This is a genomic window from Candidatus Izemoplasmatales bacterium (assembly GCA_041649275.1).
In the GTDB taxonomy this organism is placed as follows: Bacteria; Bacillota_I; Bacilli_A; order Izemoplasmatales; family Hujiaoplasmataceae; genus UBA12489.
Map to the genome: position 1 here is coordinate 25,473 of JBAZNL010000007.1, position 22,072 is coordinate 47,544.

The 22,072-nt window shown below is 64.7% G+C and carries 13 protein-coding genes; 11 read left to right on the forward strand and 2 right to left on the reverse strand.

Annotated features, from left to right (window positions below):
- The first annotated feature begins 124 nt into the window (after positions 1–124).
- From WC509_05450 to WC509_05500, 11 genes are read left to right on the forward strand one after another with little or no spacing between them, the layout of a single operon-like run.
- Positions 125–2,512, forward strand: a complete 2,388-nt coding sequence (locus WC509_05450) for a hypothetical protein (protein ID MFA5006889.1) — start codon at positions 125–127, stop codon at positions 2,510–2,512.
- A gap of 40 nt (positions 2,513–2,552) precedes the next feature.
- The gene (locus WC509_05455; GenBank protein ID MFA5006890.1) at positions 2,553–4,052 is read left to right on the forward strand and encodes a hypothetical protein; all 1,500 of its coding nucleotides are present in this window, start codon (positions 2,553–2,555) and stop codon (positions 4,050–4,052) included.
- A gap of 35 nt (positions 4,053–4,087) precedes the next feature.
- Positions 4,088–7,030, forward strand: coding sequence for an extracellular solute-binding protein (locus WC509_05460; GenBank protein ID MFA5006891.1), 2,943 nt, complete (start codon positions 4,088–4,090; stop codon positions 7,028–7,030).
- Positions 7,027–7,986, forward strand: a complete 960-nt coding sequence (locus WC509_05465; protein ID MFA5006892.1) for a sugar ABC transporter permease — start codon at positions 7,027–7,029, stop codon at positions 7,984–7,986. The genes WC509_05460 and WC509_05465 overlap by 4 nt, the downstream gene beginning before the upstream one ends.
- Positions 7,983–8,858, forward strand: a complete 876-nt coding sequence (locus WC509_05470) for a carbohydrate ABC transporter permease (protein MFA5006893.1) — start codon at positions 7,983–7,985, stop codon at positions 8,856–8,858. The genes WC509_05465 and WC509_05470 overlap by 4 nt, the downstream gene beginning before the upstream one ends.
- Positions 8,859–8,868: 10 nt before the next feature.
- Complete coding sequence (locus WC509_05475; GenBank protein ID MFA5006894.1) at positions 8,869–10,899, forward strand: YIP1 family protein; 2,031 nt, start codon at positions 8,869–8,871, stop codon at positions 10,897–10,899.
- Positions 10,886–13,165 carry a DUF5696 domain-containing protein gene (locus WC509_05480; protein MFA5006895.1) on the forward strand — a complete coding sequence of 760 codons (2,280 nt, stop codon included), beginning with the start codon at positions 10,886–10,888 and terminating at the stop codon, positions 13,163–13,165. The genes WC509_05475 and WC509_05480 overlap by 14 nt, the downstream gene beginning before the upstream one ends.
- Complete coding sequence (locus WC509_05485) at positions 13,158–14,051, forward strand: sugar ABC transporter permease (protein MFA5006896.1); 894 nt, start codon at positions 13,158–13,160, stop codon at positions 14,049–14,051. Before WC509_05480 ends, WC509_05485 begins: the two co-directional genes overlap by 8 nt.
- On the forward strand, positions 14,048–14,971 hold the full coding sequence (locus WC509_05490; GenBank protein MFA5006897.1) for a carbohydrate ABC transporter permease: 924 nt from the start codon (positions 14,048–14,050) through the stop codon (positions 14,969–14,971). Before WC509_05485 ends, WC509_05490 begins: the two co-directional genes overlap by 4 nt.
- Before the next feature lie 5 nt (positions 14,972–14,976).
- Positions 14,977–16,407 (forward strand): glucoamylase family protein, encoded by a 1,431-nt coding sequence (locus tag WC509_05495; GenBank protein ID MFA5006898.1) that lies wholly within the window; start codon positions 14,977–14,979, stop codon positions 16,405–16,407.
- A 59-nt stretch (positions 16,408–16,466) separates the two neighbouring features.
- Positions 16,467–19,037 carry a hypothetical protein gene (locus WC509_05500; protein MFA5006899.1) on the forward strand — a complete coding sequence of 857 codons (2,571 nt, stop codon included), beginning with the start codon at positions 16,467–16,469 and terminating at the stop codon, positions 19,035–19,037.
- Positions 19,038–19,096: 59 nt separating this feature from the next.
- On the opposite strand, the gene WC509_05505 is transcribed toward WC509_05500, so the two are convergent.
- Both WC509_05505 and WC509_05510 read right to left on the reverse strand, forming a co-directional pair.
- Complete coding sequence (locus WC509_05505; GenBank protein MFA5006900.1) at positions 19,097–21,226, reverse strand: glycoside hydrolase family 3 N-terminal domain-containing protein; 2,130 nt, start codon at positions 21,224–21,226, stop codon at positions 19,097–19,099.
- Positions 21,227–21,383: 157 nt separating this feature from the next.
- Positions 21,384–22,067, reverse strand: coding sequence for a hypothetical protein (locus WC509_05510; protein MFA5006901.1), 684 nt, complete (start codon positions 22,065–22,067; stop codon positions 21,384–21,386).
- Positions 22,068–22,072 lie beyond the last annotated feature (5 nt).

Consider the following 22,072-nt stretch of genomic DNA (forward strand, 5'->3'; position numbering starts at 1 on the left):
TTTTAAAAAGCCGGTGTTTTTTTCGTTTGAAAAGCGTTGAAAGCGCTTGTAAATCTCCAATCGATATGTTATAATTTAATCGAAATGTTATCGAAACGTTTCGATAAACGAGGAGGCAAGGACATTGCTCGCGAATAAATACGGCCACTTCACCGCCGACGGGAAAGAATACGTCATCGTCAACCCCAGGACGCCGAGACCCTGGGTCAACGTCGTCTCCAACGGCGACTACGGCTTCGTCGTCTCGCAGACGGGCGGCGGCTTCTCCTGGCGGGGAAACGCCGAGCAGAACCGCCTGACCCGGCTCTACCAGGACCTGATCAAGGACAACTACGGCAAGTACTTCTACCTTCGCGACCGCGACAGCGGCCGCTTCTGGTCGCTTTCGTGGATGCCGACGCAGACGCCTTACGAGACGTTCTCGGTGCGTCACGGCGTCGGCTACTCGGTCTTCGAATACCAGGTCGAGGAGGTCCATTCGACGATGCGCTTGTTCGTCGTCCCGAACCAGCCGCTCGAGATCGTCGAGATCGCCGTCACGAACCGGTCGTCCCGTCCGAAGCGCCTGGATCTGACGAGCTACTTCGAGTGGGAGGCGGCGATCCATCCCGACGCCCATCGCGAATTCCACAAGCTCTTCATGGACACCGCCTTCGATCCGTCGCTGAACGCGATCAAGCTGAAGAAGTACATGTGGGGCTTCGGGGACAAGAAGGGCCTCCACAACAACGTCGACTGGGACTACACCGGCTTCCACGCGGTCTCCGAACCGGTCTCGTCGTTCGATACGGACAAGGAATCGTTCCTCGGGATGTACGGCCGCGAGGATTCGCCCAAGGCGATGCGGGAAGAACGGCTCGCGAAGAACCAGGGCCGCTTCGGCGATCCCGTCGCCTCGCTGCGAAACGACCTCGCCCTCCAGCCGGGCGAGACGAAGACGATCGTCTACACGATCGGCTGCACGACCCTCGGGAAAAACGAAATCCCGGGGATCGAGTCCGTCTTCGAGGATCCGGATCCGCTGATCCGCAGATACACGAGCGTCGAGGGGGCGCGAACCGCTTTTTCCGAACTCGAGGCCTTCTGGGCCGGACTGCTGGGCGGCGACGAGGCGAAGACCCCCGACCCCGCCTTCGACATCATGACCAACACCTTCGCCAAGTACCAGGCGATCTCCGGACGCCTGTGGGCCAAGACCGGCTATTACCAGACGTCCGGCGGCTACGGCTTCCGAGACCAGCTCCAGGACTGCCAGATCTTCCTCGAGGCGACGCCCGAACTCGCCAAGAAGCAGCTCCGGATGCACGCCGCGAAACAGTTCCAGGCCGGCGACGTCTACCACTGGTTCGTCACCTTCCAGGGATGGGGCCCGCGCGGGAACTGTTCCGACGACCTCCTCTGGCTGCCCTTCATCCTCGATTCGTACCTCGAGGAGACGCTCGACTTCCCCTTCCTCGACGAGAAGGCCCCCTTCCTCGACGGCGGCGAGGCGACGATCTACGAGCACGCCAAGCGCGCGATCCAGAAGTCGCTCACCCGCTTCTCCGCCCGCGAGGTCCCGCTCATGGGATCGCACGACTGGAACGACGGCCTTTCCGCCGTCGGTCCCGAGATGAAGGGGGAATCCTTCTGGATGTCGTGCTTCCTCTACATCATCCTGAAGCGTTTCTCCCGTCTGTCGACGATGCGGGGGGATGACGCCTTCGCCGCCGAGATGCTCGCGAAGGCCGAGACGATCCGGCGCACCTTCAACGAGTTCGCATGGGACGGAGAATGGTACCGGATGGCGACCACCGACGCCGGTCTCGTCCTCGGTTCGAAGGACAACGACGAGGGCAAGATCTTCCTGATGCCGAACGCGTGGGCGATCATCGGCGAGCTGATCCCGGCCGATCGCCTCAAGACCGTCGTCCGGTCGATGGAGAAGCTCCTGCTCCGCGACTATGGCACCGTCCTCAACTATCCCGCCTTCACCCGGCCGCGCACCGACGTCGGCTACGTCACCCGGTACGCCCCCGGACTCCGCGAGAACGGCGGCGTCTACACCCACGCCGCCACCTGGGCGGTCACGGCCTTCGCCAAGGCGGGTCGCAACGACCTGGCCTACCGCGCCTTCCGCGGAATCTGTCCGCCGAACCGCACCGTCGATCCCGACCGCTACGTCGCCGAACCCTACGTCACCTGCGGGAACTCCGACGGACCGATCTCGCCCAACTACGGACGCGGCGGCTGGACCTGGTACACGGGCTCCGCGCAATGGCTCCATCGCGTCGCCGTGCGCGACATCCTCGGCGTCAAGGCGACCTACGAAGGCCTCGCCGTCGAACCGCACGCGCCTTCCGAATGGAACGAGTACCGCTACCGCCGGATCTTCCGCGGGGCCGTCTACGAGTTCCAGTTCGTCCGCGGCCTGAAACCGTCGATCGTCGTCGACGGCGCTCCCGCGGACGGGATCCTGCTCCCCGATTTCCGCGACGGCCGGACCCATCAGGTCCGCGTCGTCTTCAAGTGACACAGCGGCCGTTTGGCACGCGTAAAGGAGAATGAAGCAGATGAAACGCATCCTCAGCCTCGCCCTCGTCATCCTGTTGTCCGCCGCCGTCGTCGCCTGCGAGACGGCCACCACCCTCCCGACGACGCAGCCGGCCACGACCACGAACGCGACCACGGCGGCGACGACCACGGAGTACCACGAGCCGGTCACGCTCTCGTATGCCGCGTGGAACCTCGGTGCCGCCATATCACCGAATCCAAACCTCGAGCGGCTCATGCTCGACGCCTTCGAGGTCGAGTATCCGTGGATCACCGTCGACATCCTTGAGCGCCCGAAGGTTCCGGATCAGACCGGAACCGGCGAGATCGACCAGAACTGGAACGAGTTCCTCGGTGCGAACGCGACCCTCGGGACCCTGCCCGACGTCTACTTCACCGACTCGGTCGAGACGACCATCATGAACAACTGGTCGCTCGACGTCGCCGACCTCGTCGCCGACGACCCCGAATACCTGAACATCTCCGAAGACCTCCGCAACGCCGCCAACTTCGGCGGCCACGTGATGGCGGTCCCCTATGCCGTCTACTACTTCGGCTACTTCATCAACAAGACCCTGTTCGAGGATCAGAACGGCGACCAGCCGCTCTTTACGGACACCTGGGACGAGTTCGCCGCGAAGGTCGCCGACGTCGCCAGCCAGAACGTCACGACCGGCAACGGCATCGCCGGCATCTGCGGGATCGACCGTCTGCCCGAATGGTTCCCGGCGCAGCTGAACGGCGATCTCGGGTGGTACACCTACGACGGTTCGCTTCTGCACCTCGACGGACCGGAGTTCGAGGACACCCTCGACATGTACGAAGCGCTGATGGCGAACAAGAACTACGTCTACGACGCCCTGACCGCCGACGAGAAGATGGCCGCCTTCGGGACCACCGGCACCTGGGAGACCTCGAAACTGCTCGCCTACTGGGAGTACACCCCGATCATCGGCTCGATGATCGACCTCGGCTTCGACGTCGACTTCATCGGTACCCCGGGCACCGAAGACTCCCACAAGATTCCGGTCGTGCTCGACCTGATGTGCCTCTCTTCGCAGACCGACCATCCCGAGGAGGCGTACCTGCTCGCGAAGTGGATGAGTTTCGGCAAGGACGGATATCTGAAGCGCATCGAGATTTCCAATGAACAGGTGGAAATCGCGCAGAACGATGACGATCCCGCCACCAACTTCCATCCCCTGAACATGACGCCGCTTCAGCCCGACGAGGAGATGCTCGACGCCTTTTTCGGAATCTACGACACCTTCGACGAGTTCCGCAAGGTCGTCGAATACAGCGACTACATCATCGAACCGAACAAGTACGTTCCCGGATACATCAAGGCCCGCTGGACCGGCGTGTACAACGCCACGACGACGCTCGGCGACGTCTTCAGCGGCGTCATGAACGGTTCGCTCAACTACGCCGACGTCAAGACCGTCTGGAACCAGAAGGCCAACGACGCCCTGACGAATGCCCGCGAGGCCGTCTTCGAACAACTCGGAATCGTCGGATAAGGAACCCAAACTAAGTCCCACCTTCGGGGTGCGCCGTGACCAAGAAATGCCTGTCGATGTTCCTACTGATCCTCTTCTGCGCCCTCGGCGCCGGTTCCCGGACCGGCGTCGTTTCGGCGTCCGAAGGGGGCGCGGGGATGCCGGCGACGGACTTGGCGGGCAGCTATCTCGAAGCGCTCGAGGAACGGGAGGCGGACGTCTACGCCGACAACTCCGGATTCGCGGTCACGATCGCCCCGGACCTCCTTGAGGGCGCCGTCGCGGCCGCCGACGCACACGGCTACCACGGTCCTGCGGCGACCTGGGGGGAGGACGGAGAGGTCGCGTTCGACGTCGCCGTTCCGAGCGACGGACTCTACCGCTTCGCGCTCGACTTCTTCCCGCTCGACGACGACCACCTCGACTACGAGCTGGCCGTGTCCGTGAACGGCGTGCAGCCGTTCTCGGAAGCGGGTCAGATCATCCTCTACAAGATCTGGGACGGCGGTCAGACGTTCGCGGTCGACCGCTACGGCAACGATTTCTACGCATCGCAATCCGTCATCGCCGAATGGACGCGACAGGCGTTCCAGGACCCGATGGGCTTCTATACCGAACCGCTCTCCTTCTTTCTGGAAGCCGGGACGAACGTGGTGACGTTCCGGCTTCTGAAGGGGGAGTTCCTGCTCGGCGACGTGACCGTGACCGGTCTCGCCGATCCGATTCCCTACGCGCAGTACGCCGCCGGCGCGGCCCTCGCCGCGACCACGGACGTGATCCTCGTCGAGGCCGAGACCCCCGAGGCGAAGAACTCCTCGTCGATCCAGGCGGGGGTTTCCCGCGACCCGGGCGTCACCCCGTTCGAAGTCTCGATCCTGAAGCTGAACATCCTCTCCGGCACCAGCTGGAACTCGGAACGCGAGACGGTGACCTACGCCGTCGACGTCCCCACGGCGGGATTCTACCGCCTGACGTTCAAGGCGCGGCAGGCGACCTACGCCAACGCCGCCGCCTTCCGGACGATCCGCATTAACGGCGCGATCCCGTTCGCCGAGGCCGTCGCGATCCCCTTCCCGTACAGCCGCGGTTGGACGAACGTCACCCCGTCGGACGCGACCGGAAATGCCTACCTCTTCCGTCTGGACGCGGGACGTAACGAGATCTCCCTGTCGGTCGACCTCTCCATGTACCGCGCGACCTACGCGACCATCCAGACGATCCTCCGCGAAGTCAACCAGCTCTCCCTCGACGTCCGCAAGCTGACCGGCAACCAGGTCGACGAGGACCGCGACTGGTCGATCGTCGACTACATGCCCTCGGTCGAGTCCGACCTGCGGGCGATGGCCGCGGCGCTGTCCGCGGAAATCGGACGCGTCGACGCGATGAACGGTTCGACGCGCCGGTCCGAGATCGAATCTTCGCTGGCCATCTGCGTGCGCAACCTGAACGTGCTCGCCGACAAGCCGGACGAGATCCCGAAGAACATCACGATGCTCTCGGCCTCGTCCTCCTCGATCGCCTCGATCCTCGGCCAGGTCGTCGCGATGCTCGTCGACAACCCGCTCGATCTCGACCGGATCTACGTCCACGGCGCGGCCGAAGTCCCCGCCGCGGAGGCCGGATTCCTCCAGAAGGCCTGGCTCGCGGTGCGCCGCTTCTTCCTCTCGTTCTTCGAGGACCGCTATTCCGACCTGCCCGCCGAAGGCGAACTCGAGGTCTGGGTGAACCGGTCGAAACAGTACGTCGACCTCATCCAGAAACTCGCCGACGAGCGGTTCACGACCGCGACCGGCATCCCCGTCAAGGTGTCCGTGATGTCCTCCGAATCGAAGCTGATCCTCGCCAACTCCGCCGGGCGCAATCCCGACGTCGCCCTCGGAATCGCCTCCTGGATGCCCTACGACATGGGCATCCGCGGCGCGGTCTACGACCTTTCGGCGTTTTCGGATGATCCCGGATTCGCCGAGACGCTTTCCCTCTACCATCCCGAAGCGCTGATCCCGATGGTGTATGACGAAGGCCTCTACGGTCTTCCCGACACCGAGAACTTCTACGTGCTCTTCTACCGCGCCGACATCCTCGAATCGATCGGCGTCGGCATCCCGGACACCTGGGAGGACGTCACCGAGATCCTGCCGGTGCTCAAGCGCTACGGCCTCGACTTCTACATCCCGCTCTCGGGCGCGACCTCGCTCAAGGCGTTCGACGCGACCCTGCCGTTCCTCTTCCAGTACGGATCGAGCGTCTATGACGCCGATGCCTTCGGCAGCGCGATCGACGATTCCGCGTCGATCGGGGCGCTCACGATGATGACCGAACTCTACACGATCTATTCGATGGACGTCACCGTCTCGTCGTTCTACAACGACTTCCGGCTGGGCACCTGCCCGATCGGCGTCGGCGACTTCGGGATGTACGTGACGCTCCTGAACGCCGCTCCCGACATCCAGGGGCTCTGGCGGATCGCGCTCCTTCCCGGCGTCGAGAAGAACGGCGGCGACGTCGACCGGAGCGCCCCCGGGGCGGCGACGGCGAACATCGTCTTCAAGAACACGGAATCCCCCGACGAGAGCTGGGCGTTTCTGAAGTGGTGGGCCTCGACCGCGACCCAGGTCGAGTTCGAGAGCCTGCTGCTGTCGACCCTCGGGCGCTCGTACCTCTGGAACGCGGCGAACCAGGAGGCCTTCATGGCCGCCGGCTACGCCGACGCAGACGTCGCGGTGATCGCCGCGCAGTGGGACTGGCTCCGCGAACTGCCCAAGGTCCCGGGATCGTACCAGGTCGAACTCGAAATCTCCAACCTCTGGAACAGCGTCGTCCTCGAGCGCGCCAACCTGCGCGTCGAACTGAACGACGCGGTCATCCGCGCCGACAAGGAGATCCGGAAGAAGATGGCCGAATTCGGATACATGGACAAGGCGGGCAACGTCCTGAAGCCGTACGTGAAGGCCACGCGGTCGCTGATCGACGCGTGGCGCGGGGGAGGCGGAGACGCATGACGAACGCCCAAGCCGTCCCGACCCGTTCCCCGCTCGCGGAACGCGGTCTCCTCTTTTCGCGCCGGAAGGTTCGCGACTCCCACCCCGTCGCCTATCTGTTCGTGCTCCCGTATGCGCTCATGTTCACGATCTTCATCGTCGTGCCCGTGTTCGCCGCGATCCTGCTTTCGTTCACCTACTTCGACACCGTCCGCTTTCCCGAGTGGGTCGGCTTCGAGAACTACATCAACATCCTCACGAACGACGTCGAGTTCATGCAGTACGTGGTTCCGAACACGCTCCGCTACGCCGTCGTCGTCGGTCCCGGCGGATACATCCTGTCCTTCCTGATCGCGTGGATGCTCGCGCAGCTCACGCCGAAGGTCCGCACCGTCCTCGCGCTCGTCATCTACTCGCCGTCGCTCACCGCCGGCGTCACGATGACGGTCCTCTGGAAGGTGATCTTCGCCGGCGACGAAACGGGATACCTGAACATGTTCCTGATGAACCTCGGCGCGATCAACGAACCGATCGCCTGGCTCACCTCGGCCGACACGCTCATGCCGATCATGATCGGCGTGACCCTGTGGAGTTCGATGGGCGTCGGCTTCCTGGCGATGCTCGCCGGCATCCTGAACGTCAACCAGGACCTCTACGAGGCCGGCTACATCGACGGCATCAAAAACAAGTTCCAGGAAATGATCTACATCACGATCCCCACGATCAAGCCGCAGATGCTCTTCGGCGCGGTCATGGCGATCGTCGGCACCTTCGGCTCCTCCGGCATCGGTGTGGCGCTCTCGGGGTCCAACCCGACGCCGCAGTACGCCGGCCAGCTGATCGTGAACCACATCGAGTACTTCGGCTTCAACAAATACGAAATGGGCTATGCGGCGGCGCTTTCGGTCATCCTGCTTCTCTTCATCTACGCGGTTTCGCGGTTCGCGTTCCGCCTCTTCGGGAGCAAGGACGAATGAGCTCCCGGTTCCAGGCGACCAAGATCAACCCGAAGCGCTTCCACCCCGCCCAGCTGCGCTACCTCGCCGTGCTTCTGCCGATCGCGGCGTTCATGGTCCTTCCGCTCCTCTTCATCGTCAACCACGCCTTCAAGCCGTTCGACGAGCTCTTCGCCTATCCGCCGCGCTTCTTCGTGACGCGGCCGACGCTCGCGAACTTCGCCAACCTCTTCGCCGTCACCGGCACCTCCGGGATCCCGATGTCGCGCTACCTCTTCAACTCGATCGTCGTCACCGCCCTCGTGATCGTGGCGAGCGTAATGATCGCGACGATGGCCGGCTACGCGCTCTCGAAGCTCCACTTCAAGGGCAAGCGCGCGATCAACGAGATCAACACGATCGCGCTCATGTTCGTCGGCGTCGCCGTCACGATCCCGCGCTACCTCGTCGTCGAGAAGCTCGGCCTGATCGACAACTTCGCGATCCACGTCCTGCCCTACCTCGCGGTCCCGGTCGGCCTCTTCCTCGTCAAGCAGTTCATCGACCAGATCCCGAACGAGCTGATCGACGCCGCCCGCGTCGACGGCGCGAACGACTGGCAGATCTACCGGAAGATCGTCGTCCCGCTCGTCAAGCCGGCGATCGCGACGATCATGATCCTCTCCTTCCAGTCGGTCTGGAACTCGGCGGACACGTCCGCGACGTACATCAACCGCGACACCCTGAAGACGTTCGCCTTCTACATGGGGACGCTCACGACCAACACCAACGCCGTCGCCGGCCAGGGAATGGCCGCCGCGGCGTCGCTCATCATGTTCATCCCGAACCTCGTCATCTTCATCATCATGCAGAGCAAGGTCATGGACACCATGGCCCACTCCGGGATCAAGTGAGGACGCCGATATGAAGAAGACCCTCCTCGTCGTCCTCGTCCTGCTCTCGTCGCTCGCCTTCGTCCCGCTCCTCAGGGTCGAGGCGGACACAGCCTTCTGGCACGACCACTATCCCTACGACACCTACACCGTCGACTACCGCGGCACGCTCACCTACACGCAGACCGCGTACGTCCCGCTCGGCGTCCTGAACGAACCCGGGACGCTTCTCACCCCCGAAGACCTGTTCATCAAGGACGGACTCGTCTACGTCGCCGACGGCGGCCACAAGCGCGTTGCCGTCTTCGACGCCGACGGAACCCTCGTTGCCGAGATCGGCGCGGACGTCCTCGACGTCCCGACGGGCGTCTTCGTCTCCGACGAATTCGTCTACGTCGCCGACAAGGGCGCCGCGCTCGTCTTCAAGTTCGCGCTCGACGGCACCCTCGTGCGCACCTACGGGCGTCCCGTCGAACCGCTCTTCGGCGCCTCCTCGCTCTACGTCCCCGCCAAGGTGGTCGTCGGCGCCGGCGAGAACATCTACGTGATCGGCGACGGTTCGACCTCGGGCGTGATCCAGCTCAACTACGACGGCTCCTTCCTCGGCTACTTCGGCGTCAACCTGTCGGAGAAGTCCCTGATCCAGAAGATCGCGGACGTCTTCGTGATCGGCGACGAGTACGCAAAGAGCACCCCGCCCTCGCCGACGAACGTCGCGATCAGCGCGAAGTCGCTCGTCTACACCTCCACGCCGAACACCGCGCGGGCCCTCAAGAAGCTCGACGTCAACGGCAACAACATCCTCACGATGGCGAACTACGACGTCGAGAACGATGTCGTCGACCTCGCCGTCGACGCCCTCGGCTACCTCTACGCGATCTACGACGACGGGCTCGTCGTCGAGTACGACCCCGCCGGCAACCTCCTCTTCGCCTTCGACGTGACGGCCTCGACCGGAAACGTCGTCGGTCAGCTCGGAAGTCCGACCGCGATCGCCGTCGACGAAGACCGGATCCTCTACTGCCTCGACGGCGCATCCGGCGCGATCGTCGCCTACGCTCCGACCGACTTCGCCGACCTCGTGCATGCGGCGATCGGCCTCTACAACGACGGCACCTATGCCGAGAGCACCGGCATGTTCGAGGCGATCCTGCGCCAGAACGCCAACTTCGCGCTCGCCCGCGCCGCCCTCGGGAAGGCCTACTACCAGAACGGCGACTACGAGGCCGCACTCGCGGAATACCGGCTCGCCAGCGACGTCGCCGGGTATTCCGAGACGTACTGGAAGATCCGCGACGGCTGGCTCAAGCAAAACCTCTCGGCGATCTTCATCGTCGTCATCGCGCTCTCGATCCTCGGCGCCGTGCTGCGCCGGATCGACGCGAAGACGGCCGTCTTCGCGGGCGTCAGGGCGAAGGCCGACGCCTTCCTCGCGCGTCCCGCGGTCAAGCGCTACACGCTCGCCGTCCGCATCCTGAAGCGACCCGCCGACGCCTTCTTCCGCATCAAGCGCCTGCGCGAGGCGACGCCGGGGTCGGCGACGGTCCTGCTCGTCCTGCTCTTCGCCGAATACCTCTTCATGATCCGCACCACCGGCTTCGTCTTCAACCGCTTCCCGGAGGAGGTCAACCTCTTCGCCAGCGCGGCCGTCTTCTTCGGCGCGTTCTTCCTCTACGTGTTCGCCAACTACCTCGTCTCGACGCTGTCGGACGGCGAGGGCTGGCTCCGCGACGTCTACGTGGCGTCCGCCTACGCGCTCTCGCCGCTGCTCTTCGGATGGATTCCGCTCGCACTCCTCTCCAACGTCCTCACCCTGAACGAATCGATCCTGTTCGAACTGTCCCGGACCGTGCTGTACGGGTGGACGGCGGTCCTGGTCTTCCTCTCGGCGAAGGAGATCCACAACTACGAGATCGGCGAGACCGCGAAGAACCTGATCGTCACCCTCTTCGCCGTCCTCATCATCGTCCTGATCGGCTTCATCGTCTATGTCTTCGGTTCGGAGCTTTGGGATTTCGTCATGTCGTGGGTGAAGGAGCTGATCGGCCGTGTCGTTTCGTAACCTGATCAAGAAGGCCCTCGTCGTTCTCTTCCTCGCGGGCCTGCCGACCGCCGTCGCCGTCGCGGCGATCCGGCCGGTCCCGTCCGACATCCTCGCGCCCGATCCCGGTTCGCCGCTCGAGGACACGCTCTTCCAAAGCAACCGCCACACCCAGGTCGACGACTTCACGGAGGTCGAGAACGACCTCGCGATCCCGGGGAACTTCGCGCTCGTCGCCGAGACCGAGGAGCTCATGCTCTACGCGGAGGAGCCCTCCGGGGCGATCCGCGTCGTCGTCAAGGCCGACGGCTACGTCTTCGGTTCGTCCTTCGCCGCCGCCTCCGAGCCGATCCCCCATTTCAACGAAACGTGGGAAGGCATCGTCAACTCGGCCGCGGTGATCGAGTACTACTTCTACAACGAGACCAACGGCGCCTACATCGTGAAGGAGGAGTCGCTCTTCACGTCCGATGCGACGACGATGGCCTACCGGCCCGTCGCCGGCGGCTACGAACTGGCCGCCGTCTACGGCGAATCCGGCATCGGACTCACCGTCCGCGTCACCCTCGACGGCCCGTACCTGCGCGTCGAGGTGCCGTCGGAGTCGATCTCCGAGGGCGAGACGTACAAGCTCCGGAGCGTCAAGTGCTTCCCGTTCTTCGGTTCCGTCTACGGCGATTCCAAGCCCGGATACGTGCTCGTCCCCGACGGCGCCGGCGCGCTCGTCCGCTACCGTCCGATCGATGCCGTGACCGACATCTACGAATTCAACTACTACGGCACCGACCAGGGCATCGTCCGCAGCGCCGGCGACGACGCGCTCCTGCAGTTTCCGGTCTCCGGAATGGTCCAGGGAATCCGCCAGCACGCCTTCGTCGCGATCGTCGAGAGCGGCGACGAGTTCGCCACGCTCGTCGTCTCGCCGGCCAAGAACAACCTCAAGTACTACTATTCGTACAACCGCTTCGTCTATCGCGGCGCCTATCGCGCGCCGGCATCCAAGGCCGACGCGGCCTCCGGGTCCGGTTCCCAGGTGATCCAGGAGGAACGAAACTCCTGCGACGCCGCGATCGTCTACGCCTTCCTCGCGGGCGATGCGGCCGATTATGTCGGAATGGCGAACGCCTACCAGGACTACCTCCGCGGCACCGGCGTCCTCGCCGACATCGCGCTTCCCGCCGGCACCGTCCCCGCCCTCGTCGAGCTGGTCGGCGCCGAACCCGCCCCCGGCTTCCTCTTCGACGAGATGCGGGCGATGACCACCTATGCGGCCGCGGACCGGATCCTTTCGGACCTCGCGACGGCGATCCCGGCCGTCACCGCCGTCTACAAGGGCTGGAGCGCGGGCGGCCTCACCGACGGACGAACCCCCCACGACCGCCACGAACCCGCGCTCGGTACCCGCGCCGAACTCCTCGACATCGTCGAACGCCACAACGCCGGCGCGAACTCGCTTTCGCTCTACGTCGATCCCGCGACCGTCTCCGAGGACGGCTCCTACAGCGTCTACCGCGACGTCGCGAAACGGATCGATTCCTCGCTCCATACGGTCACCGGGATCGAACGGACGATCTACCGGCTGAATCCCCTGCGCACCGTGACCCTCATGGCGGACGCGGTTTCGGGCCTGTCCGAGGACGGCGTCGACGGCCTCGCCGTCGGTTCGCTCGGCTGGCTGCTCTTCTCCGACTACCAAAGCGACGATCCCATCGACCGCGCCGAGGCCGCCGCGCTCTACGGCGAGGCGCTTTCGGATCCCGCGGCGACCTATTCGGTCTATCGCGCCGGGGCGTACCTCCTCCGCTACGCGAAACGCGACCTGGCGATTCCGACGTCGACGTCCGGCTTCGCGATCTACACCGACACCGTCCCGTTCGTTTCGATCCTGCTCGCCGGCGCGATGGAGGCCTACGGCCCCTACGCCAACTTCTTCGCCGACCGCACCGAGGAGACCCTCCGCCTGATCGACCACGGCCTGCTTCCGTCCTTCATCCTCACCGAGGCGTCGGCCTACCTCCTGAACGACACCGAGCTCCGGAGCCTCTACTCCTCGAGCTACGCGACCTGGAGCGGAACCGTCCGCGAGATCTACGGCGAGGTCGCTTCGGTCCTCGCGACGTGCTACGGCAGCCGGATCGAGGCCAGGACCGCGCTTTCTCCCGGCGTCGTCCGGATCGACTACGAAAACGGCGTCCGGGTCTACGTGAACTACACCGGAAGCGCGGCCCAGGACGGGGCCGCGACGATCCCGGCGCGCTCCGGAACGGCGGTGACCCCCGATGCCTGACGGACGTCCCCGCAAGCCGCTCGGACGCGACCGGCGGATGAACCTCGTCGGCTGGTCGATGCTCGCGCCGTGGATGCTCGGCTTCCTGGTCTTCACCCTCTATCCGATCCTGACCTCGCTCCGGTACAGCTTCGCGACCGTCGTCCTCGACGGTTCGGGGATCCGCGTGACCCCCGTCGGCCTCGCCAACTACCGCGCCGCGTTCTCCTCGGCGGCCGGCTTCGACTTCCTCGGTTCGGTCCTCGACTTCGCCCTCGAAGTCCTCTTCAAGGTGCCGATCATCACCGTCTTCGCGATCATCATCGCGGTCCTCCTCAACCAGAAGATCCGCCTCCGCGGGTTCTTCCGGGCGATCTACTTCCTCCCGGTCGTGATCGCCTCGGGTCCGGTCATCACCCAGCTTACCGCCCAGGGGGCGGCGACGATCCCGCTCGTCGAGCAGATGGGGATCCTCGACTTCATCAACGCCACCTTCGCCCCCGCGCTCGCCCGGCCGATCGCCGGCGTGTTCGACGAACTGATCGTGATCCTGTGGTTCTCCGGCGTGCAGATCCTGCTCTTCATCGCCGCCCTCCAGAAGATCGACAGAAGCGTCTACGAAGCCGCCCAGATCGACGGCGCGGGTCCGTGGGAGTCGTTCTGGAAGATCACGATGCCCGCCCTCCGCAGCATGGTCAAGGTCTCGGTCGTGTTCACCATCATCAACCTCGCGACGTTCTCCGAGAATCCCGCGATCGGCCACATCAAGGACAACATGTTCGCCCTCGAGACCGGGTTCGGGTTCTCCTCGGCGATCGCCTGGATATACTTCGTCGCGCTCGCGCTGATCCTCGGAACCGCCGTCCTCGTCCTCGACGTCTTCGGCCGGAAGAAGGCGAGAACATGAAGCTCGACAAGAACGCGCGCATGAAGATCCGCCGCTTCTTCCTCGGCCGCACCGCGGGCGACGGGCTGTTCGGCAGGATCGCGCTCTACGGCCTGCTCTCGATCATCGGCTTCGTCTACGTCTATCCGCTCCTGAAGATGGCGACGGTGTCGTTCATGGACCTCTCCGACCTCGTCGACCCGGTCGTCGAATGGATTCCGACCCGGATCTACCTCGAGAACTACCGGACCGGCCTGATCGTCCTCCAGTACGGCAAGACGCTCCTCTTCAGCCTCGCGGTGACGCTCGTCCCGGCGCTCCTCCAGACCGCCGCGACGTCGCTCACCGGCTACGCCCTCGCCAAGTTCAAAGTGCGCGGCCGGCGGATCGTCTTCGCCCTCATCCTCGTCACCTACCTGCTTCCGCAGCAGGTGTACATGATTCCCAAGTTCGTCCTCTTCGACGCCCTCGGGATCCTCAAGACGGCGTGGGCGATCATCTTCCCGGCGACCTTCGGGCAGGGTCTCTCCTCGGCGATCTTCATCCTCATCTTCTACCAGTTCTTCCGGATGCAGCCGACGGCGCTCGACGAATCCGCCGAAATCGACGGCGCCAACCCGTACCAGGTGTTCTTCAGGATCGGCGTGCCGCTCGCCGCGCCGGCGTACCTGAGCTCCTTCCTCTTCTCGTTCGTGTGGTACTGGAACGAGACCTACATCAGTTCGCTCTTCCTCGGCACCGACCTGTATACGCTCCAGCTCAAGCTCCTCAACTTCCAGTCGCAGTTCAACCTCGCCGTCGGCATCAGCCAGACCGCCACGAACGAAGCGATCCGCTTCGCGGCGACGATCCTGATCATCCTGCCCGTCCTCGTCGTGTACGCGGTCATGCAGAAGGGATTCGTCGAAGGCATCGACCGGACCGGCGTGACGGGGGAATAGGAGGGATGAAAATCGCCAGACTCAGACTGACCGCCCTGCTCCTTTGCCTCACGGCCCTCGCCGGCTGCGTCGCCGCCACGACCCTGCCGCCGACGACGTCGGCCACCGAAGCGCCCACCACGACCGCCGAAACGACCGCGACGACGGAAGCGCCGTACGTCTACGACCCGATCGCGGTCTCCGACGCCGTCCTGACGGAGGAGCGGCTCTCCTTCAAGTTCTTCTGGGAGGTCGCGAACGGCGATCCCGAGAGCGTCGGCTACGGCATGGTCTCGGATCGCTACAACTACGCCTCCGGCACCTACAGCGTCGCCTCGGTCGCCTCGATCGGCTTCGGCCTGTCGGCGCTTCCCGCCGGCGTCGCCAATGACTGGATCAACCTCGAGGAAGGCTATCAACGTGCCCGCGGGACGCTTGAGACGATGCTTTCCCTCACCCGCACGCACGGTTTCTTCTTCCACTTCCTGAACATGTCGAACGGCGGACGCGCCTGGAACTCGGAGGTCTCGATCATCGACACCGCGATCCTCGTCTGCGGCGCGATCACGGCCGGCGAGTACTTCGGCGGCGAGGTCGAGACGCTCGCCGAGGAGCTCGCCTCGACGGTCGAGTGGGACTGGTACTACAACGCCGCCACCGACCTCTTCTACATGGGCTACACGCCCGAACACGGCTTCGGCGGATCGTGGAACATGTACGCCGAGCAGCTGATGGTCTACATCCTCGCCGCCGGCTCCCTCGACCACCAGGTCGGCAAGGAGGCCTACGACAGGATGAAGTCGCTTGCGACCCGGAAGTCGTACGGAACCTCCGGGGTCTTCTACAACTCCCCCGCCGGCACGCTCTTCACCTACCAGTTCTCGCACGCGTGGTTCGACTCGGCGTCGATGCTCGACGCGGACGGCGTCGACTGGTTCGAGAACTCGCGGCGCGCCTCGATCGCGGCGTACGAATACGCGGTCGCGGCCTCGCAGTCGTACCGGACCCTCTCGTCGGTCTCGTGGGGGCTCACCGCCTCCGACGGTCCCGACGGCTACAACGGCAGCTACGGCAACCTGCCCTCCAACGGCGGCAACGTCAACGACGGCACGCTCGCGCCGTGCGGCGCGATCGGGTCGATCCCCTTCGTCCCCGACCTCGTGATCCCGGCGATCGAACACTACGCTTCGATTCCCGCCCTCCAGGGCCGTTACGGCTTCCGCGACGCCTACAACCTCGGCCTCACCGAGGCGGCGCTCCCGTCGGTGCGGCGCCCGATCGCGGCGATCCCGGCGAACGGCTGGTACGACACCGACGTCATCGGCATCGACAAGGGCGTCACCGTCCTGATGATCGAGAACTACCGCTCCGGGCTGATCTGGCACCTCTTCATGAAGGACGCCTCGGTCCGAAGGGGGCTCGAGGCCCTCGGCTTCACCGCAAGAACCCAGGCTTGACCATGTCGAAGGACATGCGCTTCTATAGTGATTCAAAAATGAAGATAGGAGGATTTGACATGAAACGCAACATGATTCTGGCCTTTCTGGTCCTGTTCGGAGCCGCGATCCTGATCGCCTGCGACGAGACCACCACCACGGTGCCTTCCACGGCGCCGACCACCGCCACGACCACGGTCACGACCACCCGCGCGACCACCACCACCGTGCCGACCACGACGCTGTCCCCGACGCTTCCCCTCGTCGACGGCATCGACCCGGCTCCGGAGAACATCCTCGGCATCTACGACCTGAGCGTCGCCGAGGGAACCGCCACCATCGTCTACGAGAAGCACGGGCTTCCCTGGCCGAAGATGGAGATCGCGATCACCGAGGACGTCGACCGCTTCAACAAGCTCGTCGTCACCGCCAGCGGCGAAGGCGTCCTGCTCGTCCGCTTCGTCGGCGAATCGGTCTATGAGGTCCGCCTGAACCTCGTCAAGGGCGGATCGACCTACCAGATCGACCTCCGCGACTACGACGACTACCTCGCGACGCTCTCGTCGATCGAACTCGTCGCCGATCCCGGCGTCGCCGATTCGCGCGGCACGATCGTCGTCTCGAAGCTCGAGTTCGACACCGGCACCGCCTTCGGCAGCGTCCTCGAACTGGGGGATCCCGGCTACAACGCCACGTATGAATGGGCGTCCACCGACGAAGGCGTCTATACCTTCACGACCGAGATGGACAACTCCGTCACCATCGGCTTCAACAAGGTCGCCGGCCAGGAATGGTCCTGGGCGGGCCGCCTCTACAGCACCGACGAGACCCAGGGCTACAACATGATGACCGTCGTCATCCAGGGAACCGAGGGCACGCAGTTCCTCGTCAAGCCGAACGACAACGGCGCAATGGAGAAGTGGATCAATCTCGACGGCACCGTCCAGACGGTCCAGATCCCGCTCGTCGCCGACCTGTTCCGCCTGGTCTGCTTCGCCCAGCCGAACGTCGCTCCCGCCAGCGGGACCGTCTCCCTCAAGAGCATGGTCCTCTCCTACGTCGAACCCGCTCCGGCGGACGTGAGCGCGTACGAGACCTATGACTTCGAGGACGGCTGGGTCGGCGCCGACGCCGGCGTCTACACGATCGGCTATGCCGACGGAAAGACCACCGTCACCTGGGCCGACCGCACCAACGCCTGGTCCTTCATCAAGAACGAGTTCGCCCTCAACCTCGCCGACCACAACACGGTCACGATGGTCGTGAAGGGCACCGCCGGCCAGCAGCTCATCATCAAGCCGAACGACAATGGCGCCTACGAGCAGACGATCACCTTCGACGGCACCGAGCAGACCTTCACCTTCACGCTCGCGACCAAGCCGACCAAGGTCCTGATCTTCGTCGACCCGATCGCCGGCTCCGCCGCCGGATCCTTCGAGATCATCTCCGCCGTCACCTCGTTCGTCTCCTCCGGCACGAACTTCAACGTCGGCTGGGCCGAGAACGATCCGGACACCTACGACATCACCGTCGAACCCAGCGGCCTCGTCCACGTCGACTACACCAAGATCGCGGGCCAGGAGTGGGCCTTCATGAAGACGGACTTCGACGCCGAGGACGCGGCGGGCAAGAACGTCATGCTCATCGTCCTGCGCGGCGCCGCCGGCAAGCAGGTTCTCGTCAAGCCGAACGATTCCGGCGCGCTCGAGACCTGGATCACCTTCGCCGACGACGAACCCGTCTCCCTCTGGGTGACGGCCGAATCCTTCACCAAGGTCATCCTCTTCGCCGAACCCAACGCCGCTCCGGCGACCGGATCCTTCGAGATCCTCAAGCTCGAACTCCTCTATGAGGAACCGGACGCGGTCGAACGCGACGTCGTCTACGACTTCGAGGAAGGCTGGATCGACAACGACGGCGGCATCTTCACCTTCACGCGCATCGCCGACGCCACCCGCGTCGAGTGGAACAAGCCCGTCGTCAACGACTGGCAGTTCTTCAAGAACACCTTCACCGACAACCTCGCCAACCACAACACGATCACGATGGTCGTCCAGGGCACCGTCGGCCAGCAGATCCTGATCAAGCCGAACGACAAGCAGGCTTTCGAGAAGACCGTCACCTTCGACGGCACCGCCCAGACCGTGACCTTCACCCTGACCGAGGCGCCGCTGTTCGTGATCGTCTTCGCCGATCCGTTCAACCACGGCCTCACCGGCACCTTCGACATCCTTTCGGCGACCGTCTCCTACGAACCGCAGCCGTATGAAATCACCGACGGCTGGGCCGAGAACGACGCGGGCACCTACACGATCGACCAGGCCAACGAGGACGGCTCCGTCGTCGTGAACTACGCCACCACCGACACCTACCAGTTCATGATCAACAACTTCGACGCCGATCTCGCCTACGGGAACAACACCCTCACGATCGTCGTCCAGGGCACCCTCGGGAACACGCTCCTGCTCAAGCCGAACGATTCCGGCGCGCTCGAGCAGACCGTCACCTTCGACGGCACGGAACAGACCATCGTCATCACCGCCGCCGCGTTCTCGAAGCTCCTCCTGTTCGCCGCCCCCGGCACCGCCGGCGGCCAGACGGGCACCTTCACCCTGGTCAGCGTCACGCTCACGTACGTCGCGGGCGAATGACCTAAGCGCATCGCAAGCATCAAAAAAACGGCATCCGAGCGATGCCGTTTTTGATTGCGCTATTCATTCCTCAGGACGAAGTCGGATCCCTTCAGCCGGACCGAATCGGGCCCGACGAAGACCGTGAAGCGTCCGGGATCCCAGACGACGGACCCGTCGGAAAGCCGGTAGGTCCAATCGGAGAGGCCGAGCTCGAACCGGATCGTCCGCGTCTCGAAGGCGGCGAAGCGGACCCGTTCGAACGCCTTCAGCTCGAGGACGGGACGGCTCACGCGCGCCGCCCGATCGCGCAGGTACAGCTGCACCGTCTCGACGCCTTCGACGGCGGATTCGTTTTTGACGTCGACGGCGACGGTCAGGCGGTCGCCGGGGCCGATCGAGGGCGCCGAGAGGACGGGTTCGCCGTACGCGAAGGAAGCGTACGAGAGGCCGTAGCCGAACGGGAAGCGGGGCGAGTTGAGCTGGTCGATGTATTTCGTCACGTATTCGCGAGGGTGGAGTTCGTGATGGTTCGGACGACCCGTCGGGAGGCCGTCGTAATGGACGGGGATCTGCCCGACGCTCCGCGGGAACGACATCGTGAGGCGACCCGAGGGATTCGCGATCCCGTAGAGCAAATCGCAGACGGCTTCCGATGACTTCGTCCCGAGGAACCAGGCCTCGAGGATCGCGTCGGCGGCGAGGATGTCCTCGAGGACGAGCGGACGCCCGTTCTGGAGGACGACGACCGCAGGACGCCCGAGCGCTTTCGCGAACCCGACGAGTTCCGCCTGGGTTCCCGGCAGCGCGATGTCCGCCCGCGCGTGGGCTTCGCCCGACTGGTGGGCGTTCTCCCCGAGCATGAGGAGGACGACGTCGGCCGTCCGGATCCGCTCGACGTCGGCGGCGTCGTAGGCGGAAGCAGATTCGCCGTCCTTGGCGAGGGTGACGTCGACGCCGCGGCGCGCGAGGACCTCCGCGAGCGATTCGTTCTTCGCGCCGTTGCCGTGCCACGACCAGGGACCGTTTGTCTCCCTCGAAGTCGCGAACGGGCCGATCAGGGCGATGCGGAGGCCGTTACGAAGCGGCAGCGCGCCGTCGTTCTTGAGGAGCACGGCCGATTCCAGGGCGACCCGCTTCGCGAGCGCCAGGTGTTCGTCCGACATCATCGTCACCCGCTCCTGGTCGGGATCGGCGTTCCGGAAGGGATCGTCGAAGAGACCGAGCTCCCGCTTCAGCTCGAGGATGCGGAGGACCGCCTCGTCGATCAGGTGGACGTCGACGATCCCGTCGCGGACGAGGTCCTCGAGGTGGTTCACGTAGTCGGTCGAAGCCATCTCGACGTCGAGACCCGCGAGGACGCCCTTACGGGCGACGTCGCGTTCGTCCTCGGCGGCGCCGTGGGCGAGGACCTCGTGGAGCGAGTCGTAGTCGGTGATCGTGATCCCGGTGAACCCCCAGCGGTCGCGCAGGACGTCCCTGAGCAGATAGCGGTTGATCGTGCAGGGGACGCCCTCGATCACGTTGAATGCGGTCATCACGCCGCGGGCGCCGGCTTCGACCGCCTTGCGGTAGCCTTCGAGATAGCCGCCTTCGAGCGCCTGGCGGGAGAGGTCGACGGTGGCGTACTCGCGGCCCCCCTCGGGAGCGCCGTAGCCGGCGAAGTGCTTGACGCACGACGCGACGGAGCCTTCGCCACGGTGGTCATCCCCCTGGAAGCCCTCGACCGAGGCGGCGGCGAAGAGACCGAGGAGGTGCGGGTCCTCGCCGAAACTCTCGACCACGCGTCCCCAGCGGGGGTCGCGGACGAGGTCGGCCATCGGCGCGTAGGTCATGTGGACGCCGGCGGTCGCGGCCTCGGCCGCGGCGACGCGGGCGGCGATGCGGGCCGCATCCGGGTTCCACGTGCACGAAAGCGCGAGCGGAACCGGAAAGATCGTGCGGTAGCCGTGGATCACGTCGGCGCAGAACATGAGGGGGATCCCGAGGCGGTTCTTGGCGAGGTACTTCTTCTGGACCTCGATCATCTCGCGGGCGTCGCCGATCCCAAGGGCGGTGCCGGCGGAAAAGATCTTCGCCTCGTCGAGGCGGAGGTCGCGGATCGGACCGGCGGCTTCCTTCTCCAGGTCGGCGACGAAGAACCACGGCGACAGCTGCATCATCTGGCCGATCTTTTCAGGAAGCGTCATGCGGGCGAGCAGTTCTTTCATGGGAGATTCCTTTCGCGTCGCACGAGGGCGGTGGTCCCGATGGCGACTGAGCCCATTGTATCATAAAATGATACAAAGGACAATGCGTGAGCAAAGAAAAGACGCGCCGTCAGGACGGCGCGCCGAAGGCGGTGTGAAGAACGGGGGAAGTGTCCGCTCAACCCTTCGCCCGATGCGAGGCGATCCGTTCCCAGGCGAAGAGGAATCCCGCCTGGAGGACGAGGAAGATCGCGCCCAGCACCCACCACGTGAGCGGCGTGCCCGCGAGGATCGGGGTGTAGATGTGCATCGCGTCGTCGTAGCCCAGGACGGTGATCAGGAACAATCCGTAGACCATGTACATCGACAGGCCGCAGGGAATCGCCGGCCATCGCCTGAGCGCCGGCTTCATGAAGCCGGTCGCGATCATGACCGTCGCGAGCAGCAGCGCCACCGAGTGGTGCACGAGCCCGGAGATCGTCATCGGATACCAGATCGTCGACGCCTGACCGATGAAGTCGGGATAGAGATGCGTGATCAGCGCGCCGATCCAGGCGACGTAGACGATGCAATGGAAGGCCGGATGGTCCCGCTTGAGGACGAGTGCGGCGACCGCGAGGAACAGCGAGGACGCCCCGCAGAAGGATCCCGGCAGGAAGCTGTCCCAGCCGTCGCGCAGGGTCGCGATCGCGATCCGGTTCCAAATGATGCAGAGAAGCAGGATCGCGCCGCCGATCCGGACGATGCGATCGACGTCGCGGTCGCTTCGGACGTTCTTCTTGACGAGGTAGAGGACGACCGCGGAGACCGACAGGAAGACCGCGAGATAGAGGATGTGTTCGATTCCGTAGACATGGGGCATGGGGT

Coding starts and splice junctions, on each gene's coding strand:
- WC509_05505 (MFA5006900.1), bottom strand. CDS start 21,226: ATGAAAGAACTGCTCGCCCGCATGACGCTTCCTGAAAAGATCGGCCAG.
- WC509_05510 (MFA5006901.1), bottom strand. CDS start 22,067: ATGCCCCATGTCTACGGAATCGAACACATCCTCTATCTCGCGGTCTTC.
- WC509_05485 (MFA5006896.1), top strand. CDS start 13,158: ATGCCTGACGGACGTCCCCGCAAGCCGCTCGGACGCGACCGGCGGATG.
- WC509_05455 (MFA5006890.1), top strand. CDS start 2,553: ATGAAACGCATCCTCAGCCTCGCCCTCGTCATCCTGTTGTCCGCCGCC.
- WC509_05465 (MFA5006892.1), top strand. CDS start 7,027: ATGACGAACGCCCAAGCCGTCCCGACCCGTTCCCCGCTCGCGGAACGC.
- WC509_05490 (MFA5006897.1), top strand. CDS start 14,048: ATGAAGCTCGACAAGAACGCGCGCATGAAGATCCGCCGCTTCTTCCTC.
- WC509_05475 (MFA5006894.1), top strand. CDS start 8,869: ATGAAGAAGACCCTCCTCGTCGTCCTCGTCCTGCTCTCGTCGCTCGCC.
- WC509_05495 (MFA5006898.1), top strand. CDS start 14,977: ATGAAAATCGCCAGACTCAGACTGACCGCCCTGCTCCTTTGCCTCACG.
- WC509_05470 (MFA5006893.1), top strand. CDS start 7,983: ATGAGCTCCCGGTTCCAGGCGACCAAGATCAACCCGAAGCGCTTCCAC.
- WC509_05500 (MFA5006899.1), top strand. CDS start 16,467: ATGAAACGCAACATGATTCTGGCCTTTCTGGTCCTGTTCGGAGCCGCG.